General features: G+C 40.2%; 12 protein-coding genes, 9 tRNA genes, 3 rRNA genes and 2 pseudogenes. 3 read left to right on the top strand and 23 right to left on the bottom strand.

The window, feature by feature from the left end; genetic code table 11:
- The first annotated feature begins 226 nt into the window (after positions 1-226).
- Complete coding sequence (locus tag LCF45_RS00980) at positions 227-733, top strand: DoxX family membrane protein (protein ID WP_002124713.1); 507 nt, start codon at positions 227-229, stop codon at positions 731-733.
- Between the two features lie 181 nt (positions 734-914).
- Here LCF45_RS00980 and LCF45_RS00975 read toward each other — a convergent pair whose 3' ends face one another.
- From LCF45_RS00975 to LCF45_RS00875, 21 genes and pseudogenes are all read right to left on the bottom strand, one after another.
- A complete protein-coding gene (locus tag LCF45_RS00975; RefSeq protein WP_078203954.1) occupies positions 915-2882 on the bottom strand; it encodes a S9 family peptidase in 1968 nt (655 codons plus the stop codon).
- Positions 2883-3299: 417 nt separating this feature from the next.
- Positions 3300-5102: a glutamine--fructose-6-phosphate transaminase (isomerizing) gene (glmS, locus tag LCF45_RS00970; RefSeq protein WP_002091471.1), complete on the bottom strand. Its 1803-nt coding sequence runs from the start codon at positions 5100-5102 to the stop codon at positions 3300-3302.
- Positions 5103-5114: 12 nt separating this feature from the next.
- Positions 5115-5300: pseudogene (locus LCF45_RS00965) on the bottom strand (hypothetical protein).
- Between the two features lie 286 nt (positions 5301-5586).
- Positions 5587-6933 (bottom strand): phosphoglucosamine mutase, encoded by a 1347-nt coding sequence (gene glmM / locus LCF45_RS00960; protein ID WP_002029377.1) that lies wholly within the window; start codon positions 6931-6933, stop codon positions 5587-5589.
- Complete coding sequence (locus LCF45_RS00955) at positions 6926-8419, bottom strand: CdaR family protein (protein ID WP_078206726.1); 1494 nt, start codon at positions 8417-8419, stop codon at positions 6926-6928. Before LCF45_RS00955 ends, glmM begins: the two co-directional genes overlap by 8 nt.
- Positions 8412-9233, bottom strand: coding sequence for a diadenylate cyclase CdaA (gene cdaA, locus LCF45_RS00950; protein WP_002124707.1), 822 nt, complete (start codon positions 9231-9233; stop codon positions 8412-8414). Before cdaA ends, LCF45_RS00955 begins: the two co-directional genes overlap by 8 nt.
- A gap of 248 nt (positions 9234-9481) precedes the next feature.
- Entirely contained in the window at positions 9482-10375 is an 894-nt protein-coding gene (gene rocF / locus LCF45_RS00945; RefSeq protein WP_002029355.1) for an arginase, read from the bottom strand.
- A gap of 270 nt (positions 10376-10645) precedes the next feature.
- A pseudogene (locus tag LCF45_RS00940) lies at positions 10646-11787 on the bottom strand (glycerate kinase).
- A 125-nt stretch (positions 11788-11912) separates the two neighbouring features.
- Positions 11913-11985: transfer RNA gene (locus LCF45_RS00935), tRNA-Ala, on the bottom strand.
- A gap of 10 nt (positions 11986-11995) precedes the next feature.
- A tRNA-Gly gene (locus LCF45_RS00930) sits at positions 11996-12067 on the bottom strand.
- A gap of 5 nt (positions 12068-12072) precedes the next feature.
- Positions 12073-12148: transfer RNA gene (locus LCF45_RS00925), tRNA-Lys, on the bottom strand.
- A 5-nt stretch (positions 12149-12153) separates the two neighbouring features.
- A tRNA-Gln gene (locus LCF45_RS00920) sits at positions 12154-12228 on the bottom strand.
- Positions 12229-12293: 65 nt separating this feature from the next.
- Positions 12294-12377: transfer RNA gene (locus tag LCF45_RS00915), tRNA-Tyr, on the bottom strand.
- A 16-nt stretch (positions 12378-12393) separates the two neighbouring features.
- Positions 12394-12469 (bottom strand) — tRNA-Val (locus tag LCF45_RS00910).
- Positions 12470-12474: 5 nt separating this feature from the next.
- Positions 12475-12549: transfer RNA gene (locus LCF45_RS00905), tRNA-Glu, on the bottom strand.
- 23 nt (positions 12550-12572) lie between these two features.
- A tRNA-Thr gene (locus LCF45_RS00900) sits at positions 12573-12645 on the bottom strand.
- Positions 12646-12649: 4 nt separating this feature from the next.
- A tRNA-Asn gene (locus LCF45_RS00895) sits at positions 12650-12724 on the bottom strand.
- A gap of 9 nt (positions 12725-12733) precedes the next feature.
- Positions 12734-12849, bottom strand: a 5S ribosomal RNA gene (gene rrf, locus LCF45_RS00890).
- Between the two features lie 91 nt (positions 12850-12940).
- A 23S ribosomal RNA gene (locus LCF45_RS00885) occupies positions 12941-15862 on the bottom strand.
- Between the two features lie 146 nt (positions 15863-16008).
- Positions 16009-17560: ribosomal RNA gene (locus LCF45_RS00880) — 16S ribosomal RNA — on the bottom strand.
- The 16S, 23S and 5S rRNA genes sit together here with 9 tRNA genes alongside, the layout of an rRNA operon.
- A 224-nt stretch (positions 17561-17784) precedes the next feature.
- Complete coding sequence (locus LCF45_RS00875) at positions 17785-18003, bottom strand: hypothetical protein (protein WP_263894423.1); 219 nt, start codon at positions 18001-18003, stop codon at positions 17785-17787.
- A gap of 192 nt (positions 18004-18195) precedes the next feature.
- Here LCF45_RS00875 and pdaB point away from each other — a divergent pair, with 192 nt between their 5' ends.
- A complete protein-coding gene (gene pdaB, locus LCF45_RS00870; RefSeq protein WP_002091556.1) occupies positions 18196-18960 on the top strand; it encodes a polysaccharide deacetylase family sporulation protein PdaB in 765 nt (254 codons plus the stop codon).
- Between the two features lie 124 nt (positions 18961-19084).
- Here the strand turns inward: pdaB and kbaA are convergent, their stop codons facing one another.
- On the bottom strand, positions 19085-19696 hold the full coding sequence (gene kbaA, locus LCF45_RS00865; protein WP_002124701.1) for a KinB signaling pathway activation protein KbaA: 612 nt from the start codon (positions 19694-19696) through the stop codon (positions 19085-19087).
- A gap of 139 nt (positions 19697-19835) precedes the next feature.
- Here kbaA and gerD point away from each other — a divergent pair, with 139 nt between their 5' ends.
- On the top strand, positions 19836-20450 hold the full coding sequence (gene gerD / locus LCF45_RS00860) for a spore germination lipoprotein GerD (protein WP_002009716.1): 615 nt from the start codon (positions 19836-19838) through the stop codon (positions 20448-20450).
- 53 nt (positions 20451-20503) lie between these two features.
- Here gerD and LCF45_RS00855 read toward each other — a convergent pair whose 3' ends face one another.
- Complete coding sequence (locus LCF45_RS00855) at positions 20504-21571, bottom strand: Mrp/NBP35 family ATP-binding protein (protein ID WP_002009718.1); 1068 nt, start codon at positions 21569-21571, stop codon at positions 20504-20506.
- Positions 21572-21629: the final 58 nt, after the last annotated feature.

Genomic DNA, 21629 nt, shown 5'->3' with positions numbered 1-21629 from the left:
AGAAAAATTCATCTATCTAATTTCTAATCATTACAAGTTCATCCACATATCTATTCTTTGCCTCCTTTTGATATATCTCCATTATTAGTCTACCAAAATAGATGAAATGTTACAAACAATAAAACAATTACTCCTAACCTATTTTTGTTCACATTTCCTCCATTGTGAATTTATTCACAATGGATATATAATAAACATGTAAATACAATACATTGGAGGGATTTCAATGGTTATCAATTTTTTAAGAACTGATAAACGCGCTACTTTCATATTATTATTTTTACGACTTTACATAGGATATGCATGGCTTGCTGCTGGAATAGGAAAAGTTTTTGGACAATCTTTTGACGCAAGTGGTTTTCTAAAAGGAGCTATCGCTCAAGCATCAGGTGCCCATCCTGCAGTACAAGGTTGGTGGGCAGATTTTCTTCAACATTTTGTTCTTCCAAACGCAGACCTATTTAGCTTTTTAGTTCAATGGGGAGAAATTTTAGTAGGGCTAGGTTTGATTTTAGGTGGATTAACAAAAACAGCTGCATTTTTCGGCATCATAATGAACCTTTCATTTTTATTAAGCGGAACTGTTAGTGTAAACCCAAACCTGCTTATTTTAACTATGTTCATTTTAGTTGCAGGACAGAATGCTGGACGTATTGGATTAGATGGTTATGTTTTCCCAAAACTTTTCAAAAAAAATAACCGTGAAGCATATAAATTAAGTAAAACTGCATAAGAATAGTTCATCTTTTAAATATAAATAAGGAAAGAGCCTACATTCAGGCTCTTTTCTCATTTACACCAAAACATTTCACAGTTTGCCTTATCCGCAATGTTAAACTCAATCATATATAACCGAATAAATGTGTACGACTTTATTTCAAGCACCTAAAAAGCTTAAAGACTAAAACAAGCCATTATAAAACCCTAAATTCTTTCATACTTTCTCCAAGAATATAGTGTGAAAACCACATCAAATTCTGCTTCATAATAGCCACATTAATTCCTGGCTGGTCAGAACTATATGCCATTCCTTTAAAAATAATTAATTCTGTATTAACTTCCATATCCCTTAACCCTTGATATAGCTCATATGCATTGGAAGTTGGAATCCTTGCATCCTTTTCGCCATGTTGGATTAAGGTAGGCGTACAGGCTGATTTAATATATGTCATTGGCGATGTTTTTGTATATATATCTGGATCATTCCATGGAGTATTTCCTAAATGCATTCTAATAAAGTAAGGGATATCTGTATTTACATAATGGGTACTCCAGTTAGTAATTCCGCCCCCAACTGAAATAGCTTTAAATCTATTACTAAACGTAGAACAGAAGGCTGATATATATCCTCCGTTACTCCATCCCATAACTCCTACTCTATCTTTATCTACAATCCCTTGCTCAACTAGTTCATCCACTCCAGATATAACATCCTCGTAGTCAGCAATTCCCTGTTTTCTATAGTGGGCTTTTAAGAACTCATTACCATAGCCAGAACTTCCTCTATAGTTTGGCTCTAAAACTATAAAGCCTTTTTCGATAAACTGCTCAATCGGATATTTCTCATTAAAACAGTCTGAGAATATCGGAAAAGATGCCCAAGCTGGTCCACCATGGATTACTACTAATAAAGGATATTTTTTGTTGGCATCAAAATCTACTGGGGTTGATAAAACACCCTCTATTTCAAGACCATCACTACTTTGCCATGAGATTATTTCCCTGTTACTTTTCAGCTTCCCTTTAAAAAGGCTATTTTCATCCGTTATTTTTTTATCGTCTAAATAGATTTCAAAGGTTTCATTTGTTATAGCCTTACTATAGGATATATGATTTCCATCCCTTGTTATAGAAGCATCCATTATAAAGCCATCTACTTTGTCACCTAACATTTCCACAGTGCCATCCTCACATAGCAATCCAATACGATAGTTAGTTTTATCCTGCCATCTAATTAAAATCCCCTTATCTGTCCACTGTAATGGCATAACCGTACTATCAAAGTTTGTTAGAGGCTGAATTACCTCTCCAGTATTCATATCATATATCTCTAATGTACTTTCTTGTATATGGTTTCTATAGTAATCCTTCTCTCTTATGCTTGCTGAGTAACATATTTTGCTGCCCTCAGGAGAAAAGCAAACGCTCCCGCCCAACAACTTATCTACATTCATCTTTTGTAGTTCCTCAGCTTCAACATCTAATATGTATAGATCACCATTCATATGATCGTTTAGGCTTGGTGTAGCCATAAATACAACCTTTGTCCCATCATTTGAAATATCAAAGTTATGTATATAAAAATCCTTACCATCCGTTAGTTGATAAACACCGCTAATCTCACGTTCCTCTTTATCATTTTGTATCCCTTTTTCTATTTCAATGTAATATAAACAATTATTCCGATGTTCCTTACCTGCATGTTGGAAGTCCCCATATAGCTCTTTACGTTTCTTTATTTCCTCACATTCTTTTGACTGTGCAACATAATAAAAACCTTTACCAGTAGGCTCCCATTTGAATGTACTGACCCCTTCTTTCTCATCAGTAATTTGTAACTCACTATAACCATCTATTGACTTAACAAAGATTTGATTTTTCTTATTATCTCCGTCACCAACTGGGCTAAGGTATGCGATATCCCTAGAATCTGGGGACCATAATGGGTGTATACTATCTATATCCCCAGTTGTTAATAGGTAACTCTGCTCCTTATCTTTTTCATATATCCATATATGATTCCTATATGTATTGTCTTTCCAGTTAGCTGTCTTCTTAACAAATGCTACGCCTTTGCCGTCATCACTTATATTTGCACCTGATAAGGTTGGTAATGAAATAATCTCTTCTATACTTAAATATGTTTTTTCTTTCACCTTCATTAATAAACCCCCTTGTAATGTCTAGTAATCTAATTTGTTCAATAAAGTGAAACTTTAATCAGTGTTTTTTTCCATCAACGAATATCTGAAATAACAACAGAAAATTCAGTTAAATGAAAGTAGTTCCGTCCCAAATCCGATAAAACCTCATGCTATCTGCCGGTTTTTATACTTTTTAAATCCCACTGACCGATCTAATGAGGGATCATCTTGAATTTCAAGACAAGGCTGATAATCTCTCCCACTGCCAGTTCCTTGCCCCTCTTTAATCCACTTATCGATTTTAGATATTCTTTTTTTCGACACAAAAATGCCCCTTTAGATAATCATATCCAAAGGGGCAAAGCTTCACAACTTTTTTATAAACGTCGTGACTTTATTTTAAATTTACAATAATCTAGTTACTCTACCAATCTCCTACTCAACAGTAACAGACTTAGCTAAGTTACGTGGCTTATCAACGTCACATTCGCGGTGAAGCGCTGCGTAGTATGAGATAAGTTGGAATGGAATAACTGCTACTAGCGGTGCTAGTGCTTCGTGTACAGCTGGTAATACGAAGCTGTCACCTTCCATTTCTAAGCCTTTCATTGAGATGATACATGGGTTAGCTCCGCGTGCTACTACTTCTTTCACGTTACCACGAATTCCAAGGTTTACGTGCTCTTGTGTAGCAAGTGCGATAACTGGTGTACCGTTTTCGATTAAGGCAATTGTACCGTGTTTTAATTCTCCTCCAGCAAATCCTTCTGCTTGGATGTAAGAGATTTCTTTTAGTTTTAACGCACCTTCTAAACCTACGAAGAAGTCTACGCTACGTCCGATGAAGAAGCAGTTACGCGTTGTTGCTAAAAATTGTTTTGCTAATGCGTCCATTTCTTCTTTTTGATCACAAAGTACTACCATTGCATTTGCTACAAGTCCTAATTCATGTGTTAAATCGAAATCAAGAACCTCACCTTTTGCTTTTGCAATGTCAGCCGCTAAGATTGAAAGTACTGCAAGCTGTGCTGTGTATGCTTTCGTCGATGCAACTGCGATTTCTGGTCCTGCATATAAAGGAAGTGTATAATCAGCTTCACGAGAAAGCGTAGAACCAGGTACGTTTGTAATTGTTAATGCTTTATGACCCATTTCATTTGTTTGCACAAGTACTGCACGGCTATCAGCTGTTTCACCACTTTGTGAAATATAAATGAAGAATGGTCTTTCTGTTAATAATGGCATGTTGTAAGAGAATTCACTTGCTACATGTACTTCAACTGGTACTTTCGCAAATTTCTCAATGAATTGCTTTCCAACAAGACCTGCATGATAACTTGTTCCACATGCAATGATGTAAATGCGATCGCTATCTAAAATTGCGTTACGGATATCTTGATCTAATTCAATTTCGCCATTTTCATCTTGGTACTTTTGAATAATATTACGGATTACAAGTGGTTGCTCGTCGATTTCTTTTAGCATGAAATGAGGATACGTTCCTTTTTCAATATCACTTGCGTCTAATTCCGCTGTAAACGGTGCACGTTCAATCGTTTCACCTTGTAAGTTTTTAATTGTAATGCTTTCTTTTGTTACGATTACCATTTCTTTATCCATTAACTCGATAAATTGATCTGTAACTTGCAACATCGCCATAGCGTCGCTTGCAATAACATTAAAGTTATCACCAGCACCTACTAATAGCGGGCTTTTGTTTTTAGCAACATAAATCATGTTTGGATTTTCAGCATCAAGTAGTCCGATTGCGTAAGAACCATGTAAAAGAGATAACGTTTGACGGAACGCGTCTTCTACACTTAGTCCTGTACTTACTTGTTGTTCCATAAGTTGCACGATAATTTCTGTATCTGTTTCACTTACGAACGTTACATCTTGTAAATATTCCTTTTTCACTAACTCATAGTTTTCAATTACACCGTTATGAACTAGTGTAAAGCGTTTTGATGTACTTTGATGCGGATGCGCGTTTAGTTTGCTTGGAACACCGTGTGTAGCCCAGCGTGTGTGACCGATTCCCACGCTTGCTGCTACGTTCTCTTCTACGACTTCGCGAAGTTTTGCAATACGGCCTTTTTCTTTGTATACAACAACACCGTTCTCTGCTTGTACTGCAATACCTGCTGAATCATATCCGCGATATTCTAGCTTTTCTAAACCTTTTAATAAAATTTCCTTTGCATCTTGCTCTCCAATAAATCCTACGATTCCACACATGTTTAGTCGCCGTTACAAATGCTTACACTGCTCTGCGAACATGTAACGACATAGTCCGATACCATTTTTATTTATACTAAAAAACGGATTACATATTGCTAGCCCTGTAAGCTTGTAACGGCTTTCACCTTCCTCTCGATTGGGTTAAAGTCCGTATATACTTATACAGCTAGTATTCATCCGTTCCTCTTCTCTCATCACACTTTCACCTTTGTCCACTAAGTCACCTTAATGTTTTAAGTAAAAGATTGCGGTTGTGATGAACAACCGGGAGTCATCCGCCGAAATCTCGATAAACTCCACCTCGTCAACTACACTACTTGTAGTTCTGGCGCTTTTATAATTTACAATATTTCCTTTGAGAAAAAGAACAAGACCATCGTATAACAAACAATATAAATCGTCAATGAAATTTTTTTCATTATCTATAAAACATATGAAAAAGGAGCACTTCTTGTGCTCCTTTTAAAACAAATTTGGTAAATTATTCAGCTCCAACTTCCGCTTTCACAACTTCTACAATACGATGTACATACCCATCACAAATTTCTTGTGTCGGTGCTTCTGCCATTACACGAATAAGTGGTTCTGTTCCAGATGGACGAACAAGAATACGACCGTCTCCGTTCATTTCTTCCTCTACAACACGAATAATTTCTTTAATTTTCTCGTTTTCTAATGCTAGTTTTTTATCTGTTACACGAACGTTTACTAGTAATTGTGGGAATTTTGTCATCTCGCCTGCAAGCTCAGATAATGGCTTTTTCGTCATTTTCATGATGTTTACAAGTTGAAGTGCACTTAACATTCCATCACCAGTTGTAATGTAATCAAGTAAGATAATATGACCTGATTGTTCTCCGCCCAGGTTATATCCACCACGTTTCATCTCTTCCATTACGTAGCGATCACCAACTGCTGTTTTATCACTTGTAATATTGTTTGCTTCAAGCGCTTTGTAGAAACCTAAGTTACTCATAACTGTTGAAACAACTGTATTATGTTTCAATTGACCAGTTTCTTTCATATACTTCGCGCAAATAAACATAATTTGATCGCCATCAACGATGTTTCCTTTTTCGTCTACTGCGATTAAACGGTCTCCGTCACCATCAAAAGCAAGACCAATGTCAGCACCTTTTTCTTTTACTAATTCAGCTAACACTTCTGGATGCGTAGAACCTACTCCAGCGTTAATATTCATACCGTTCGGTGAAGTTCCCATTGTTGAAATATCAGCTTCTAAATCTGCAAATAAATATGGAGCTAAAGAAGATGTAGCACCATGTGCACAATCTAAAGCAATATGTAAACCAGAGAAATCTTCCTCTACAGTTTGTTTAATGTATTGTAAATATTTTTGTCCACCTTCAAAGTAATCACTCACTTGTCCAAGGTTAGTACCTGTTGGACGTGGTAGCTCATCAACTTCTTTGTCTAATAACGCTTCAATTTCTGCTTCTTGCTCATCTGTTAATTTAAATCCATCTGAACCGAAGAACTTAATTCCATTATCTTGTACTGGGTTATGAGATGCAGAGATCATAACACCTGCTTGCGCCCCTAAAGCTTTTGTTAAATAAGCCACACCTGGTGTAGAAATAACACCAAGGCGCATTACTTCCGCTCCAGTTGATAATAGGCCTGCTACTAAAGCTCCTTCTAGCATATGTCCAGATACACGTGTATCACGGCCAATAATCACTTTTGGACGATCTGTATCTTTTGTTAATACATAGCCGCCAAAACGTCCTATTTTAAAAGCTAATTCAGGTGTTAATTCCTTATTTGCAACCCCGCGTACTCCGTCTGTACCAAAATATTTACCCATTATTATTCGCTCCTTTTTCGTGCTCTTTTTGATTATCTACTGTTGGTTCTTGGCTCGTTTCTTGGCCATTTTCTTTTTCTTTGTCTTCTTCTTTTTCTTTGTCTTTTTCTTTTTCCTGATCCTTTTCTGGATCTGGTTCAGGATTTTTTGGTTTTTCAGTTTGATTTTCTTGGTTGTTTTTTGAATCTGGTTGTTCAATATTACCCTGTACTTCTTTATCCGGCTTTTCTTTCTTCACAATTGTGACTTTAGCACTTTTTTGTTTTGCTTCTATCGAAATATTACCAGGACCACTCACTTGAATAGAAACATCTTTCGTCCCCGGAGATACATTTTGAAGATTAATCGCCGCTGTTATTTGAGCAGCTGTTATTTTATCTACTATACTTGCTTCTCCTGAAATATCAACGCTTATCTTTCCATCTTGTGGCGAAAGTAGCTGCGCAGTAACATCATTCGGAATTCCACTTTTTTGAATCGGGATACCATCAATAGTTTTACTTTTCGTTTGTTTTACCTTTTGTACCCCTACGGAAACCTTCACTTGATTTGGTTTTGCACTTGTTACACCTTTTGGCAATAAAACAGAGGCATCGAATGTTGTAGAATCCGTCAATTGACTAAAATCTACCTCGACCCCCTCTATAGATTGTATATTATCCAAAATGTCTTTTGGACCTGCTATCGTTACTTCTCTCGGCTCAACGCTAATATTTGTAACAGTCAATCCTTCTGGCAAACTCCCCTTTTTCGTATACGTCACAGGAACAGTTTTTTCAGTATTATTGGCCGTAGCTTGCGTCGCCACATTCAATGTTACACTAATTTTAGATGGACTCGTTCTTACATTTAAACGTTTTCCTTCTTTATTGTATAATGTAACTTCGGCTGTTTTTGTAACAGTTTTATTAACACCTTTTAAATCAATATACGCCTTAGCAGATGAAATACTTTCGATTTCTTCTTTCGTCCCAACTACCTCAACAGTATCAGGTTTAATGTTTGATTTTTCGAGAGTAGCACCCGCTGGCATCTGATCCTCATTTGATAATTTTAAGTCTACATGAACATATTTTCTCGCTTTTTCATGAAGAGTAACTTTGATTGTTGCTGGTTGGACTGTTCCTTTCACATCATCTGGAAGCCCATTCGCTTTTAAAGAAACTTCATAAGTTCCTTTTTGACTATCTCGCAAATCAACTGATATATCAAATTGTTTTTTTGCTTTTGCTGTAGCAACTGCTGATTTTGGACCTTCCAACTTCACCTTAACTCCACCTGATGGAATACCACTTACAATATATTTCTCTTCATCATACTTCAGGGTAATAGGATAATCAGTTAATGTTTCTTTCGTTTCATTTACGAAAGGTAATATACTCGATGTCGTATTTTTTTCAGTTAAAGTTGCTGACATGAAAAGCATACACGCCAATAGTAATGAGATTCCTTTTAAAAACCAATGATTCTCCATTAACTTATCCATGACGCTTTCTCCTCCAATTCCATAAAGACGAAGAAGTCGTTTTTTCGTTCCCACTAAATTCTGCTAACAACATGTCCTTCAGCTGTTCTGTCTTCAAATCACGATGTAACTTACCGTTTTTCGTTAAAGAAATTTGGCCTGTTTCTTCCGACACAACTACTGTAATACTATCAGTGACTTCACTAACTCCCATTGCAGCGCGATGCCTAGTTCCTAACTCCTTAGAAATAAATGGGCTTTCTGATAACGGAAGGTAACATGCTGCTGCTTTAATTGTACTTCCCTGCATAATTACTGCTCCATCATGAAGAGGGGTATTAGGGATAAAAATATTAATGAGTAATTCCGATGATACATTTGCATTTAGCGGAATACCCGTTTCTACATAATCATCCATCCCAGTCTCTTTTGACAAAGTAATTAGTGCACCAATTCTACGTTTTCCCATATATTCCGTTGCTTTAGCTATCGCTGTTGCAACAATTTCAGGTTCATCTTCCCCCTGATTTCCCACACGCGAAAATAAGCTACCCCGTCCTAGCTGCTCAAGTGCTCTTCTCAATTCTGGCTGGAAGATAATAATAACGGCTAAAAATCCCCACGTTAATACTTGTTCCGTTAGCCAATATAGCGTATGCAATTCAAGTAAAATACTAATCATCCGGACGACAATAATAACTGTAATACCTTTTAAAAGTTGCACAGCCTTCGTGCCCCGAATTATAAGAATTAGCTTATATATAATAAACCATACAACAGCAATATCTAATGCCGTACTAAGATATTTCAAAATGGTCGTATCTTCAAAAGGCATGCTAACCCTTCCTCCTACTTACGAGCAATTCTATCCATATATTGAAATATTATTTTATGCTCTATCTGTATGTATTTCCAACAACTAGTTAATTATACCATACATGAACCAAACGACAATTACAAACGCCCCCCTTTAGCTTAAATTGGTAAGATGTCAAACTTTCTTATCCTACAGTATAATATAAGTCATTATTATACGCCTATTTTCAAATAAAAAAAGCAACTTCTCAGTTGCTTTTCTTACATTTATTTTAGTTTTTCACCGAACAAAGAACCCATTAAAGCAACCGCTGTTGTTGCTGTTCTGTTTCTCTCATCTAAAATCGTATTTACTTCAACAAATTCAGCAGATGTAACAATATCAGCTTCTGCTAACATCTCCATCGCTAAGTGGCTTTCACGATAAGATAGACCACCAATTACAGGTGTTCCAACTCCTGGTGCGTCATGAGGATCAAGCCCATCTAAATCTAATGATAAATGAACACCGTCAGTATGAGATAAATACGCAATTGTTTCTTCCATAACAGCCGTCATACCCATACGATCAATTTCATGCATTGAGAATACTTTAATGCCTTCTTCACGAATAAAGTCCTTTTCTCCTTCATCTAATGCACGTGCACCTATAATTACAACGTTCTCTTTTTTTACTTTCGGGTATGCCCCGTATAAATCTACAAGTGAAGAATGTCCATAACCTAAACTTGCAGCAAGTGACATACCGTGAATATTTCCAGATGGTGATGTTTCTTCTGTATTTAAATCACCGTGTGCATCATACCAAATAACACCTAAATTTTTATAATGTTTCGCCACACCAGCTAGCGTACCGATAGCAATACTATGATCACCGCCTAATACAAGTGGAAAACGACCTTCTTCTATAATATGATCAACCTTAGTCGCTAGTTCATTACATACAGTTGCAACTTGAGTAAGGTTTCGTAACTTTGTATTTTCATCTACTTCTTTTTCTCTCTCTATACATATATCTCCCATATCTTTTACGTCATATCCAATTTGTTCAATTCTTTCAACTACCCCTGCATAACGGATTGCGCTTGGTCCCATATCAACCCCGCGACGCATCTGTCCTAAATCCATTGGAACTCCAATAACTGAGATTTCTTTTTTCATAGATAGTATCCCCCTTTTATGCCTTCACTAAATATTTTAAATCTTTTATATAGTCTGACTCAACTCGACATTTTTCTGCATGGATATACATTTTATTCACTTATATTTACGTTGGACTCCCGATTTTTAAACTATTCTATGTATAAAGTTAACTTAATGAACCAACTAACTTTTCTATCAGCTAATATTTTTATCCGTGCCTTTCTCCATCAATACCTAGAATTACACAAAACATCCTCAAATAACTGAATTTAAAAAACACTTCTACACTTAGAAGCGTTTTTCTGATGCTAGTTTCCACACTGCTGCAATATTTCTCGCTGTCATTTCTATATTCTCTTCTGCCCTTTTATATGCCTCTTCTAATGTCATTGGACTTGCTGTAATACTAAATACTGCATCAATTCCCTTTTCATAAACAATTGTATAGTTCGGAGATACAGATCCACCAATAGCAATTACAGGAATATGACGGCATTTCGCCCGCTTCGCGACACCAACAGGAGCTTTTCCATAAGCTGTTTGTTCATCTATCCTTCCCTCACCAGTTACAATAAGATCGGCACCCTCTATACACTTATCAAAATTTGTATAATCTAATACAATTTCAATCCCTTTTCTTAGCTGTCCCTTTAGTACTGCAACGACAGCGGCTCCCATTCCTCCAGCTGCCCCTGCACCAGGTATTAGGGACACATCAAAAGATACGTACTGTTTAAGTATATTAGCATAATGTTTTAAATTCCCGTCTAGCTCTTTCATCATCTCTACATTCGCACCCTTTTGTCTCCCAAATACAAAAGACGCTCCCTTTGGTCCAACTAATGGATTGTCGACATCACATGCTGCTTCTAGCTTTATATCCTTCAAACGTGTATCCATACGAGAAAGGTTAAGAGCAGTAATCAAATGTAATGTTCCTCCAGAGGGCTCAATTACTTCACCTTTCCTATTAATAAACTCTACGCCTAAAGCAGACAACATACCTGCCCCACCATCATTTGTAGCACTTCCTCCAAGCCCTAAAATAATGTGTTTAGCTCCTTGATCTAATGCATGTAATATCAGTTCACCTGTCCCTTTTGTCGTTGTAATAAGTGGGTTTCTCTTTTCAATTGGAACGTGTTGTAATCCTGATGCTGCCGCCATTTCAATAAATGCTGTCTCCTTATCCTTAGACATTCCATAATAGGCTTGCACACTCCAAGCGGCCCTGTCACATTAAGTGATATAATGCCCCCCATTGTAGCACCAACAAGAGATTCGACCGTTCCTTCACCTCCATCTCCAATTGGTACTTTAACGTACTCTGCTTTAGGAAAAACTGCTGCAAAACCCCTTTCAATAGCTTCACATACCTCTATAGCTTTCAGGCTTTCTTTATATGAATCCGATGCAATGACAACTTTCATAATTATCCCCCCTTATTCAATCCCTTTTTTTCATTTTAAACGATATACGGAAAAGTTTCCTTTTTGAGTGGAATTTAAACACAAAAAAAGCTTACATCATTTGATGTAAGCTTTTCCTATTTATATGGAGCCTAGCGGGATCGAACCGCTGACCTCCTGCGTGCAAGGCAGGCGCTCTCCCAGCTGAGCTAAGGCCCCTTAGTAATTAAGCGGAAGACGGGATTCGAACCCGCGACCCCAACCTTGGCAAGGTTGTATTCTACCACTGAACTACTTCCGCGAAAATGGTGAGCCATGAAGGATTCGAACCTTCGACCCTCTGATTAAAAGTCAGATGCTCTACCAACTGAGCTAATGGCTCGTAAATGGCTGGGCTAGCTGGATTCGAACCAGCGCATGACGGAGTCAAAGTCCGTTGCCTTACCGCTTGGCTATAGCCCATTAATATTTACTAGTATGGTTATCTTTTCAAAAAAATAAACCCTCTCAGGTTATTTTAAAGAAAATGGTGGAGGGGGGCAGATTCGAACTGCCGAACCCAAAGGAGCGGATTTACAGTCCGCCGCGTTTAGCCACTTCGCTACCCCTCCGACATTTAAAAATATATGGTGGAGGATGACGGGATCGAACCGCCGACCCCCTGCTTGTAAGGCAGGTGCTCTCCCAGCTGAGCTAATCCTCCAAAAGTGGTGACCCGTACGGGATTCGAACCCGTGTTACCGCCGTGAAAGGGCGGTGTCTTAACCACTTGACCAACGGGCCAAAAAAAAACAAAACTTTTCCCAAGCTTCCAACCGGGCTTGAACCGGTGACCTCTTCCTTACCATGGAAGTACTCTACCAGCTGAGCTATGGAAGCATAATGGCTCCGCAGGTAGGAATCGAACCTACGACCGATCGGTTAACAGCCGATAGCTCTACCGCTGAGCTACTGCGGAATAATATAAGCCTGGCAACGTCCTACTCTCACAGGGACAAGGTCCCAACTACCATCGGCGCTAGAGAGCTTAACTTCCGTGTTCGGTATGGGAACGGGTGTGACCTCTCTGCCATCATTACCAGACTTTTAACATTATACACATTCTTTTGAGAATGTCAAAAGGAATTTTAAATATATATTCCTTCAAAACTAGATAACATTAGCTTCATATTATATGGTTAAGTCCTCGATCTATTAGTATTCGTCAGCTCCACATGTCACCATGCTTCCACCTCGAACCTATCAACCTGATCATCTTTCAGGGATCTTACTAGCTTACGCTATGGGAAATCTCATCTTGAGGGGGGCTTCATGCTTAGATGCTTTCAGCACTTATCCCTTCCGCACATAGCTACCCAGCTATGCCCTTGGCAGAACAACTGGTACACCAGCGGTGCGTCCATCCCGGTCCTCTCGTACTAAGGACAGCTCCTCTCAAATTTCCTGCGCCCACGACGGATAGGGACCGAACTGTCTCACGACGTTCTGAACCCAGCTCGCGTACCGCTTTAATGGGCGAACAGCCCAACCCTTGGGACCGACTACAGCCCCAGGATGCGATGAGCCGACATCGAGGTGCCAAACCTCCCCGTCGATGTGGACTCTTGGGGGAGATAAGCCTGTTATCCCCGGGGTAGCTTTTATCCGTTGAGCGATGGCCCTTCCATGCGGAACCACCGGATCACTAAGCCCGACTTTCGTCCCTGCTCGACTTGTAGGTCTCGCAGTCAAGCTCCCTTATGCCTTTGCACTCTACGAATGATTTCCAACCATTCTGAGGGAACCTTTGGGCGCCTCCGTTACACTTTAGGAGGCGACCGCCCCAGTCAAACTGCCCACCTGACACTGTCTCCCGGGTCGATAAGACCCGTAGGTTAGAATTTCAATACAGTCAGGGCGGTATCCCACCAGCGCCTCCACCGAAGCTAGCGCTCCGGTTTCAATGGCTCCCGCCTATCCTGTACAAACTGTACCAAAATTCAATATCAGGCTACAGTAAAGCTCCACGGGGTCTTTCCGTCCTGTCGCGGGTAACCTGCATCTTCACAGGTACTATAATTTCACCGAGTCTCTGGTTGAGACAGTGCCCAAATCGTTACACCTTTCGTGCGGGTCGGAACTTACCCGACAAGGAATTTCGCTACCTTAGGACCGTTATAGTTACGGCCGCCGTTTACTGGGGCTTCAGTTCAGAGCTTCGCTTACGCTAACCCCTCTCCTTAACCTTCCAGCACCGGGCAGGTGTCAGCCCCTATACTTCGCCTTACGGCTTCGCAGAGACCTGTGTTTTTGCTAAACAGTCGCTTGGGCCTATTCACTGCGGCTTTCCGTTAAGAAAGCACCCCTTCTCCCGAAGTTACGGGGTCATTTTGCCGAGTTCCTTAACCAGAGTTCTCTCGCACACCTTAGGATTCTCTCCTCGCCTACCTGTGTCGGTTTGCGGTACAGGCACCTTTTATCTCGCTAGAAGCTTTTCTTGGCAGCGGGGAATCAAAGACTTCGCTCCATAAGGAGCTTCCCCATCACAGCTCAGCCTTCACGATAAGCGGATTTGCCTACTTATCAGCCTAACTGCTTGGACGTGCACAACCAATCGCACGCTTCTTCTATCCTTCTGCGTCCCTCCATTGCTCAAACGATAAAGAGGTGGTACAGGAATATCAACCTGTTGTCCATCGCCTACGCCTGTCGGCCTCGGCTTAGGTCCTGACTAACCCTGAGCGGACGAGCCTTCCTCAGGAAACCTTAGGCATTCGGTGGACGGGATTCTCACCCGTCTTTCGCTACTCATACCGGCATTCTCACTTCTAAGCGCTCCACCAGTCCTTCCGGTCTGACTTCACTGCACTTAGAACGCTCCCCTACCACTGATACCATTGGTATCAATTCGCAGCTTCGGTGGTGTATTTAGCCCCGGTACATTTTCGGCGCAGAGTCACTCGACTAGTGAGCTATTACGCACTCTTTAAATGGTGGCTGCTTCTGAGCCAACATCCTAGTTGTCTAAGCAACTCCACATCCTTTTCCACTTAATACACACTTTGGGACCTTAGCTGGCGATCTGGGCTGTTTCCCTCTTGACTACGGATCTTATCACTCGCAGTCTGACTCCTAAGGATAAGTCATTGGCATTCGGAGTTTGACTGAATTCGGTAATCCGATGAGGACCCCTAGTTCAATCAGTGCTCTACCTCCAAGACTCTTACACTTAAGGCTAGCCCTAAAGCTATTTCGGGGAGAACCAGCTATCTCCAGGTTCGATTGGAATTTCTCCGCTACCCACACCTCATCCCCGCACTTTTCAACGTGCGTGGGTTCGGGCCTCCATTCAGTGTTACCTGAACTTCACCCTGGACATGGGTAGATCACCTGGTTTCGGGTCTACGACCACGTACTAAACGCCCTATTCAGACTCGCTTTCGCTGCGGCTCCGCCTCTTCAGCTTAACCTTGCACGGGATCGTAACTCGCCGGTTCATTCTACAAAAGGCACGCCATCACCCATTAACGGGCTCTGACTATTTGTAGGCACACGGTTTCAGGATCTCTTTCACTCCCCTTCCGGGGTGCTTTTCACCTTTCCCTCACGGTACTGGTTCACTATCGATCACTAGGGAGTATTTAGCCTTGGGAGATGGTCCTCCCAGATTCCGACGGAATTTCACGTGTTCCGCCGTACTCAGGATACATTCAAGAGAGAACGAAGTTTCGACTACGGGGTTGTTACCCTCTGTGACGGACCTTTCCAGGTCGCTTCGTCTACCTCGTTCCTTTGTAACTCCGTATAGAATGTCCTACAACCCCAAGAGGCAAGCCTCTTGGTTTGGGCTAGATTCCGTTTCGCTCGCCGCTACTCAGGAAATCGCATTTGCTTTCTCTTCCTCCAGGTACTTAGATGTTTCAGTTCCCTGGGTCTGTCTTCCATACCCTATGTATTCAGGTAAGGATACCATACCATTACGTATAGTGGGTTTCCCCATTCGGAAATCTTCGGATCAAAGCTTACTTACAGCTCCCCGAAGCATATCGGCGTTAGTCCCGTCCTTCATCGACTCCTAGTGTCAAGGCATCCACCGTGCGCCCTTTCTAACTTAACCAAACTAAAATTAAAAAAATATGAGCTACACTGTTATCTAGTTTTCAAAGAACATACATTTAAACTTGAGAGATAGTTCTCTCAAAACTGAACGAAACAAAACAAGTCAACGTTTATTGATGAACTGCGTTCATCAATTCTCCATAGAAAGGAGGTGATCCAGCCGCACCTTCCGATACGGCTACCTTGTTACGACTTCACCCCAATCATCTGTCCCACCTTAGGCGGCTGGCTCCATAAAGGTTACCCCACCGACTTCGGGTGTTACAAACTCTCGTGGTGTGACGGGCGGTGTGTACAAGGCCCGGGAACGTATTCACCGCGGCATGCTGATCCGCGATTACTAGCGATTCCAGCTTCATGTAGGCGAGTTGCAGCCTACAATCCGAACTGAGAACGGTTTTATGAGATTAGCTCCACCTCGCGGTCTTGCAGCTCTTTGTACCGTCCATTGTAGCACGTGTGTAGCCCAGGTCATAAGGGGCATGATGATTTGACGTCATCCCCACCTTCCTCCGGTTTGTCACCGGCAGTCACCTTAGAGTGCCCAACTTAATGATGGCAACTAAGATCAAGGGTTGCGCTCGTTGCGGGACTTAACCCAACATCTCACGACACGAGCTGACGACAACCATGCACCACCTGTCACTCTGCTCCCGAAGGAGAAGCTCTATCTCTAGAGTTTTCAGAGGATGTCAAGACCTGGTAAGGTTCTTCGCGTTGCTTCGAATTAAACCACATGCTCCACCGCTTGTGCGGGCCCCCGTCAATTCCTTTGAGTTTCAGCCTTGCGGCCGTACTCCCCAGGCGGAGTGCTTAATGCGTTAACTTCAGCACTAAAGGGCGGAAACCCTCTAACACTTAGCACTCATCGTTTACGGCGTGGACTACCAGGGTATCTAATCCTGTTTGCTCCCCACGCTTTCGCGCCTCAGTGTCAGTTACAGACCAGAAAGTCGCCTTCGCCACTGGTGTTCCTCCATATCTCTACGCATTTCACCGCTACACATGGAATTCCACTTTCCTCTTCTGCACTCAAGTCTCCCAGTTTCCAATGACCCTCCACGGTTGAGCCGTGGGCTTTCACATCAGACTTAAGAAACCACCTGCGCGCGCTTTACGCCCAATAATTCCGGATAACGCTTGCCACCTACGTATTACCGCGGCTGCTGGCACGTAGTTAGCCGTGGCTTTCTGGTTAGGTACCGTCAAGGTGCCAGCTTATTCAACTAGCACTTGTTCTTCCCTAACAACAGAGTTTTACGACCCGAAAGCCTTCATCACTCACGCGGCGTTGCTCCGTCAGACTTTCGTCCATTGCGGAAGATTCCCTACTGCTGCCTCCCGTAGGAGTCTGGGCCGTGTCTCAGTCCCAGTGTGGCCGATCACCCTCTCAGGTCGGCTACGCATCGTCGCCTTGGTGAGCCGTTACCTCACCAACTAGCTAATGCGACGCGGGTCCATCCATAAGTGACAGCCGAAGCCGCCTTTCAATTTCGAACTATGCAGTTCAAAATATTATCCGGTATTAGCCCCGGTTTCCCGGAGTTATCCCAGTCTTATGGGTAGGTTACCCACGTGTTACTCACCCGTCCGCCGCTAACTTCATAAGAGCAAGCTCTTAATCCATTCGCTCGACTTGCATGTATTAGGCACGCCGCCAGCGTTCATCCTGAGCCAGGATCAAACTCTCCAATAAAGTTAGTTTGTCTAGCATCTAAAAATAAAAATTGACGTTCACGTTGTTTGTTTCGTTCAGTTTTCAAAGAACTACTTAGTCGCTCATTTGCGACTTCCTTATGTTAACATCTTCATTTTTCGATGTCAACTAAGTTTTTTAATTTCTTTTTTGTCGTTTTCTGCGTTTCTGCATCAGCGACGTTTATTAATTTATCATATCCTTACTCTTAGCGTCAACACTTTTTAATAAAAAAATCTTTTTCTTACATAACGAATACATTCTTCCCTATTAGCAACTCTCCGAAATAAACAAAAAATGATTTTATACCTTTCTTCCATCGCCTTTTTTACAACGCTATGTATACGCTCATCTTCAAAATCAAATAAAAGTTCCTCTAACTCTCTCTTCAGTATGTATTCAATTTCTTTTTTCTCTTCCTTCGTCAACATAATCCCAAGCAAATTATCACCCCAATAACTCCTTACGTGTACCGATAAACGCCCACTCATTTTCAATTATCAATACTGTATCATCAAAAAACAAAATTCTATCACTCATTATATCCACCACTTACGATATTAATCCCTTGTTCTCTTTTTTTAATTTAAAGCATATATGTAACTGAAAAGGATTGGACAAAGGGGCGTAATATTATGTTTTTCTTTTTTATTACGAGTAAAAGAACATTTAAACACATTAGCTTAATAATCGTACTTTCCTTATTTACAGCATGGCTACTCTTTTTAAAAACATATTCACATGAATCTGCTTTTTCAACTGCTACTGGCCCTAAAGTGATTTACAAAGGGGACACTGCAAAAAAACAAGTTGCATTCACGTTTGACATTAGTTGGGGGGACAAAAAAGCTATTCCAATCCTTAATACACTCAAAGAAAGAGAAATTAAGAATGCAACCTTCTTTCTCTCTGCTGCATGGGCTGAAAGACACCCTGATATTGTCGAACGCATCATGAAAGATGGACATGAGATTGGTAGTATGGGCTATAATTACACATCCTACACTTCACTAGAAGCAAATGAAATACGACGAGATCTTTTGCGGGCACAAGATGTTTTTACGAAACTTGGCGTAAAACAAGTCAAGCTATTACGTCCACCTAGTGGCGATTTTAACAAAACAACTCTTAAAATAGCGGAATCACTCGGATACACCATCGTTCATTGGAGTAACAATTCAAATGACTGGAAAAATCCCGGCGTAAATAAAATCATTTCCACAGTCTCTAGCAATTTAAAGGGTGGAGATATCGTCTTATTACATGCTTCTGATTCTGCCCTTCAAACAAATAAGGCTTTACCATTACTCTTACAAAAATTAAAGAGCGACGGATATGAACAAACATCTGTATCACAACTTATTTCCAACACAAGTACAAAAAGTGAAGATATTAAGTAGTTCCTTTCTACACGGTTCTTCACACATAAAAAGCTCTGCTATCTTTTGTTAAGATAGCAGAGCTTTTTTATCCTAGCATTTACAGACGATAAGAATCTGGATAATTAAAAATCCACTCTCCTCATTAAGCTGACTTACTCTTTTGTCCAATTAAACGATGCAATACAAGTAACTGATATGAATTACATAATAAAAGTGGTATCACCATTAAATATAACCAATCAGTATCATTAATCCGGAGCGCTGGTACCCATTCAAGAATTGTTACAACAACCATAAAGAACAGAGCGGGAACGAATGCTTTTTTATTCGTTTCTTTACTCTTTATATAAGCGACAATTGCCCCAAACACAAATAACATCCCAGCAACAAGTATGTTATTCCCTAATGAAACTTCCCCATTCGCAACAAGTACTGACCTTAAATAAACGAAATCAAACAATACGAACGCAATAAAGAACAGTTGCACTGTATTCCATAAAGAAGATGACCGAAACATCCCTAATCCAAAACGATGGATCGTTAAATACGCAAAGAACCCCATTTGACTTATAACACTAAAAATAAATCCTACGCCCATCAACCAAAAGGAAATTGCTAAAATCTCTTTTCCGTCGAAATTTTGAAAAAATTTAGCGTACTTGTCCCACTCTAAAACAAAACCAATAAAGACTGTGCTAATCCCACCAAGAAACAACGTCGTAAAAAATAGTCGTACCCACTTGCGGCTATTCACAACACATCCCCCATTATTCTTATATTTCTAATTAAATTGTAACAATGACAATTTCAAAAAGCTAGCCATGTTAATGTATAAATTCCTTAAAGAGATTTATATTAAAAAAAGAGAACTTTGCTGAAAGGAGCTCCAACTTATGAAACGGATGCTGCTCGTTTTGATTTCTTCTTTTCTATTTATAGCACTAGCGGCATGTGCACAAGAAAAAGAAGCAAAATCCGAACTTGATTATGATCAAACAAAAAAAATGATTGTTGATATTTTAAAAACCGATCAAGGAAAAAAAGCGATCCAAGATGTATTAACTGATGAAAAAATGAAACAAGCACTCATACTAGATGAAACAGTAGTAAAGAAAACGATTGAAGATGCACTGGTATCTGAAAAAGGGCAACAATTCTGGGAAAAGCTCTTTAAAGACCCTGAGTTCTCATCGAAATTTGCTAAAAGTATGGGAAAAGAACAAACAAACTTAATGAAAACTTTACTAAAAGATCCTGAATACCAATCAGGTGTTATAGAGATTATGAAAAATCCTGAAGTAGAGAAAATTATGTTACAAACAATGAAGAGTAAAGAATATCGTCAATATTTACAGCAAGTACTAACTGAAACTGCCGAAAGTCCTCTCTTCCAAGCTAAGATGATTGACATCATTAGTAAAGGTGTACAAAAAGCCGAAAAAGGTGGGTCTGATAAGAAAGGCGCAGGTGGTGAAGGCGGTTCTCAAGATGGGAACAAAGAACAATAATAAAAATTATAGAACTGAGTGGACAATGTATATATTGTCCACTCATTACTACTTTATTTTTGTGTAACAGCTGTTTTATCAATAACTGTCTCAGCTATCGTACGATAAATGAGACCCGTTGTATGTGTATCTTCATATACTGACGGCGCAAAGTCCTCTTTATTCCAATCAGGTTGTTGAAGTGGAATTCGGCCAAGTATATCCGTTTGGAGTTCCGTAGCCAATTTATCTCCTCCACCTCTTCCAAACACATACTCTTTTTCACCAGTTGCTTTACTTTCAAAATACGCCATATTTTCAACAACACCAAGAATACTATGTTCTGTACGTAAAGCCATGGCTCCAGCGCGCGCTGCTACAAATGCCGCTGTTGGATGCGGCGTTGTTACAATAATCTCTTTACAAGCCGGCAACATCGAATGTACATCTAAAGCAACATCACCCGTACCTGGTGGTAGGTCCAATACTAAGTAATCTAAATCACCCCACTCTACTTCTGTGAAAAAGTGATTTAACATTTTCCCAAGCATCGGTCCTCTCCAAATAACAGGTGCGTTATCTTCTACAAAGAATCCCATTGAGATTACTTTCACGCCTAGACGCTCCACTGGTATTATCTTATCACCTCTTACGATTGGACGTTTTTCTATACCCATCATATCCGGTACACTAAAACCGTAAATATCCGCGTCGATGATACCAACCTTTTTGCCTAAACGAGCTAAAGCAATTGCAAGGTTAACAGAAACAGTTGATTTCCCTACTCCACCTTTTCCACTTGCCACTGCTAAAAATGTTGTATTTGAATTCGGTGATAATAAGGATTCACTTTTCTCTTCCTCTTGCGGTGGTGCAAACTGAGCTAATTCCTCTTCTGTAAATTCTGCAAAACGAAGTCCCACTGTTGTTGCTCCAAGTTCTTTTACTAACTTTACAATTCCAGACTGCAACTGCATTTGTTCCGCTGTACCCGTCTTTACAATTGCAATTTTAACACTTACATGTTCCTTCTCAGGCTTGACTGTCACCTCTTTAATTGCATTTGTTTCTTTTAACGTTTTATGTATAAACGGATCTACAATCCCTTCCAATGCTTCCACTACCTGCTCTTTTGTTACCATAATTAGCCCAGCCCCCTGTATGAAAAATAACGTATTGTTAATTAAATTTATCTCTCTT

Origin of the sequence: Bacillus sp. 41-22 (assembly GCF_025809295.1) — a bacterium.
Taxonomy (GTDB): domain Bacteria; phylum Bacillota; class Bacilli; order Bacillales; family Bacillaceae_G; genus Bacillus_A; species Bacillus_A mycoides.
Note: the sequence above shows the minus strand (reverse complement) of the source record. Positions and strands in the feature narration are given on the sequence as shown.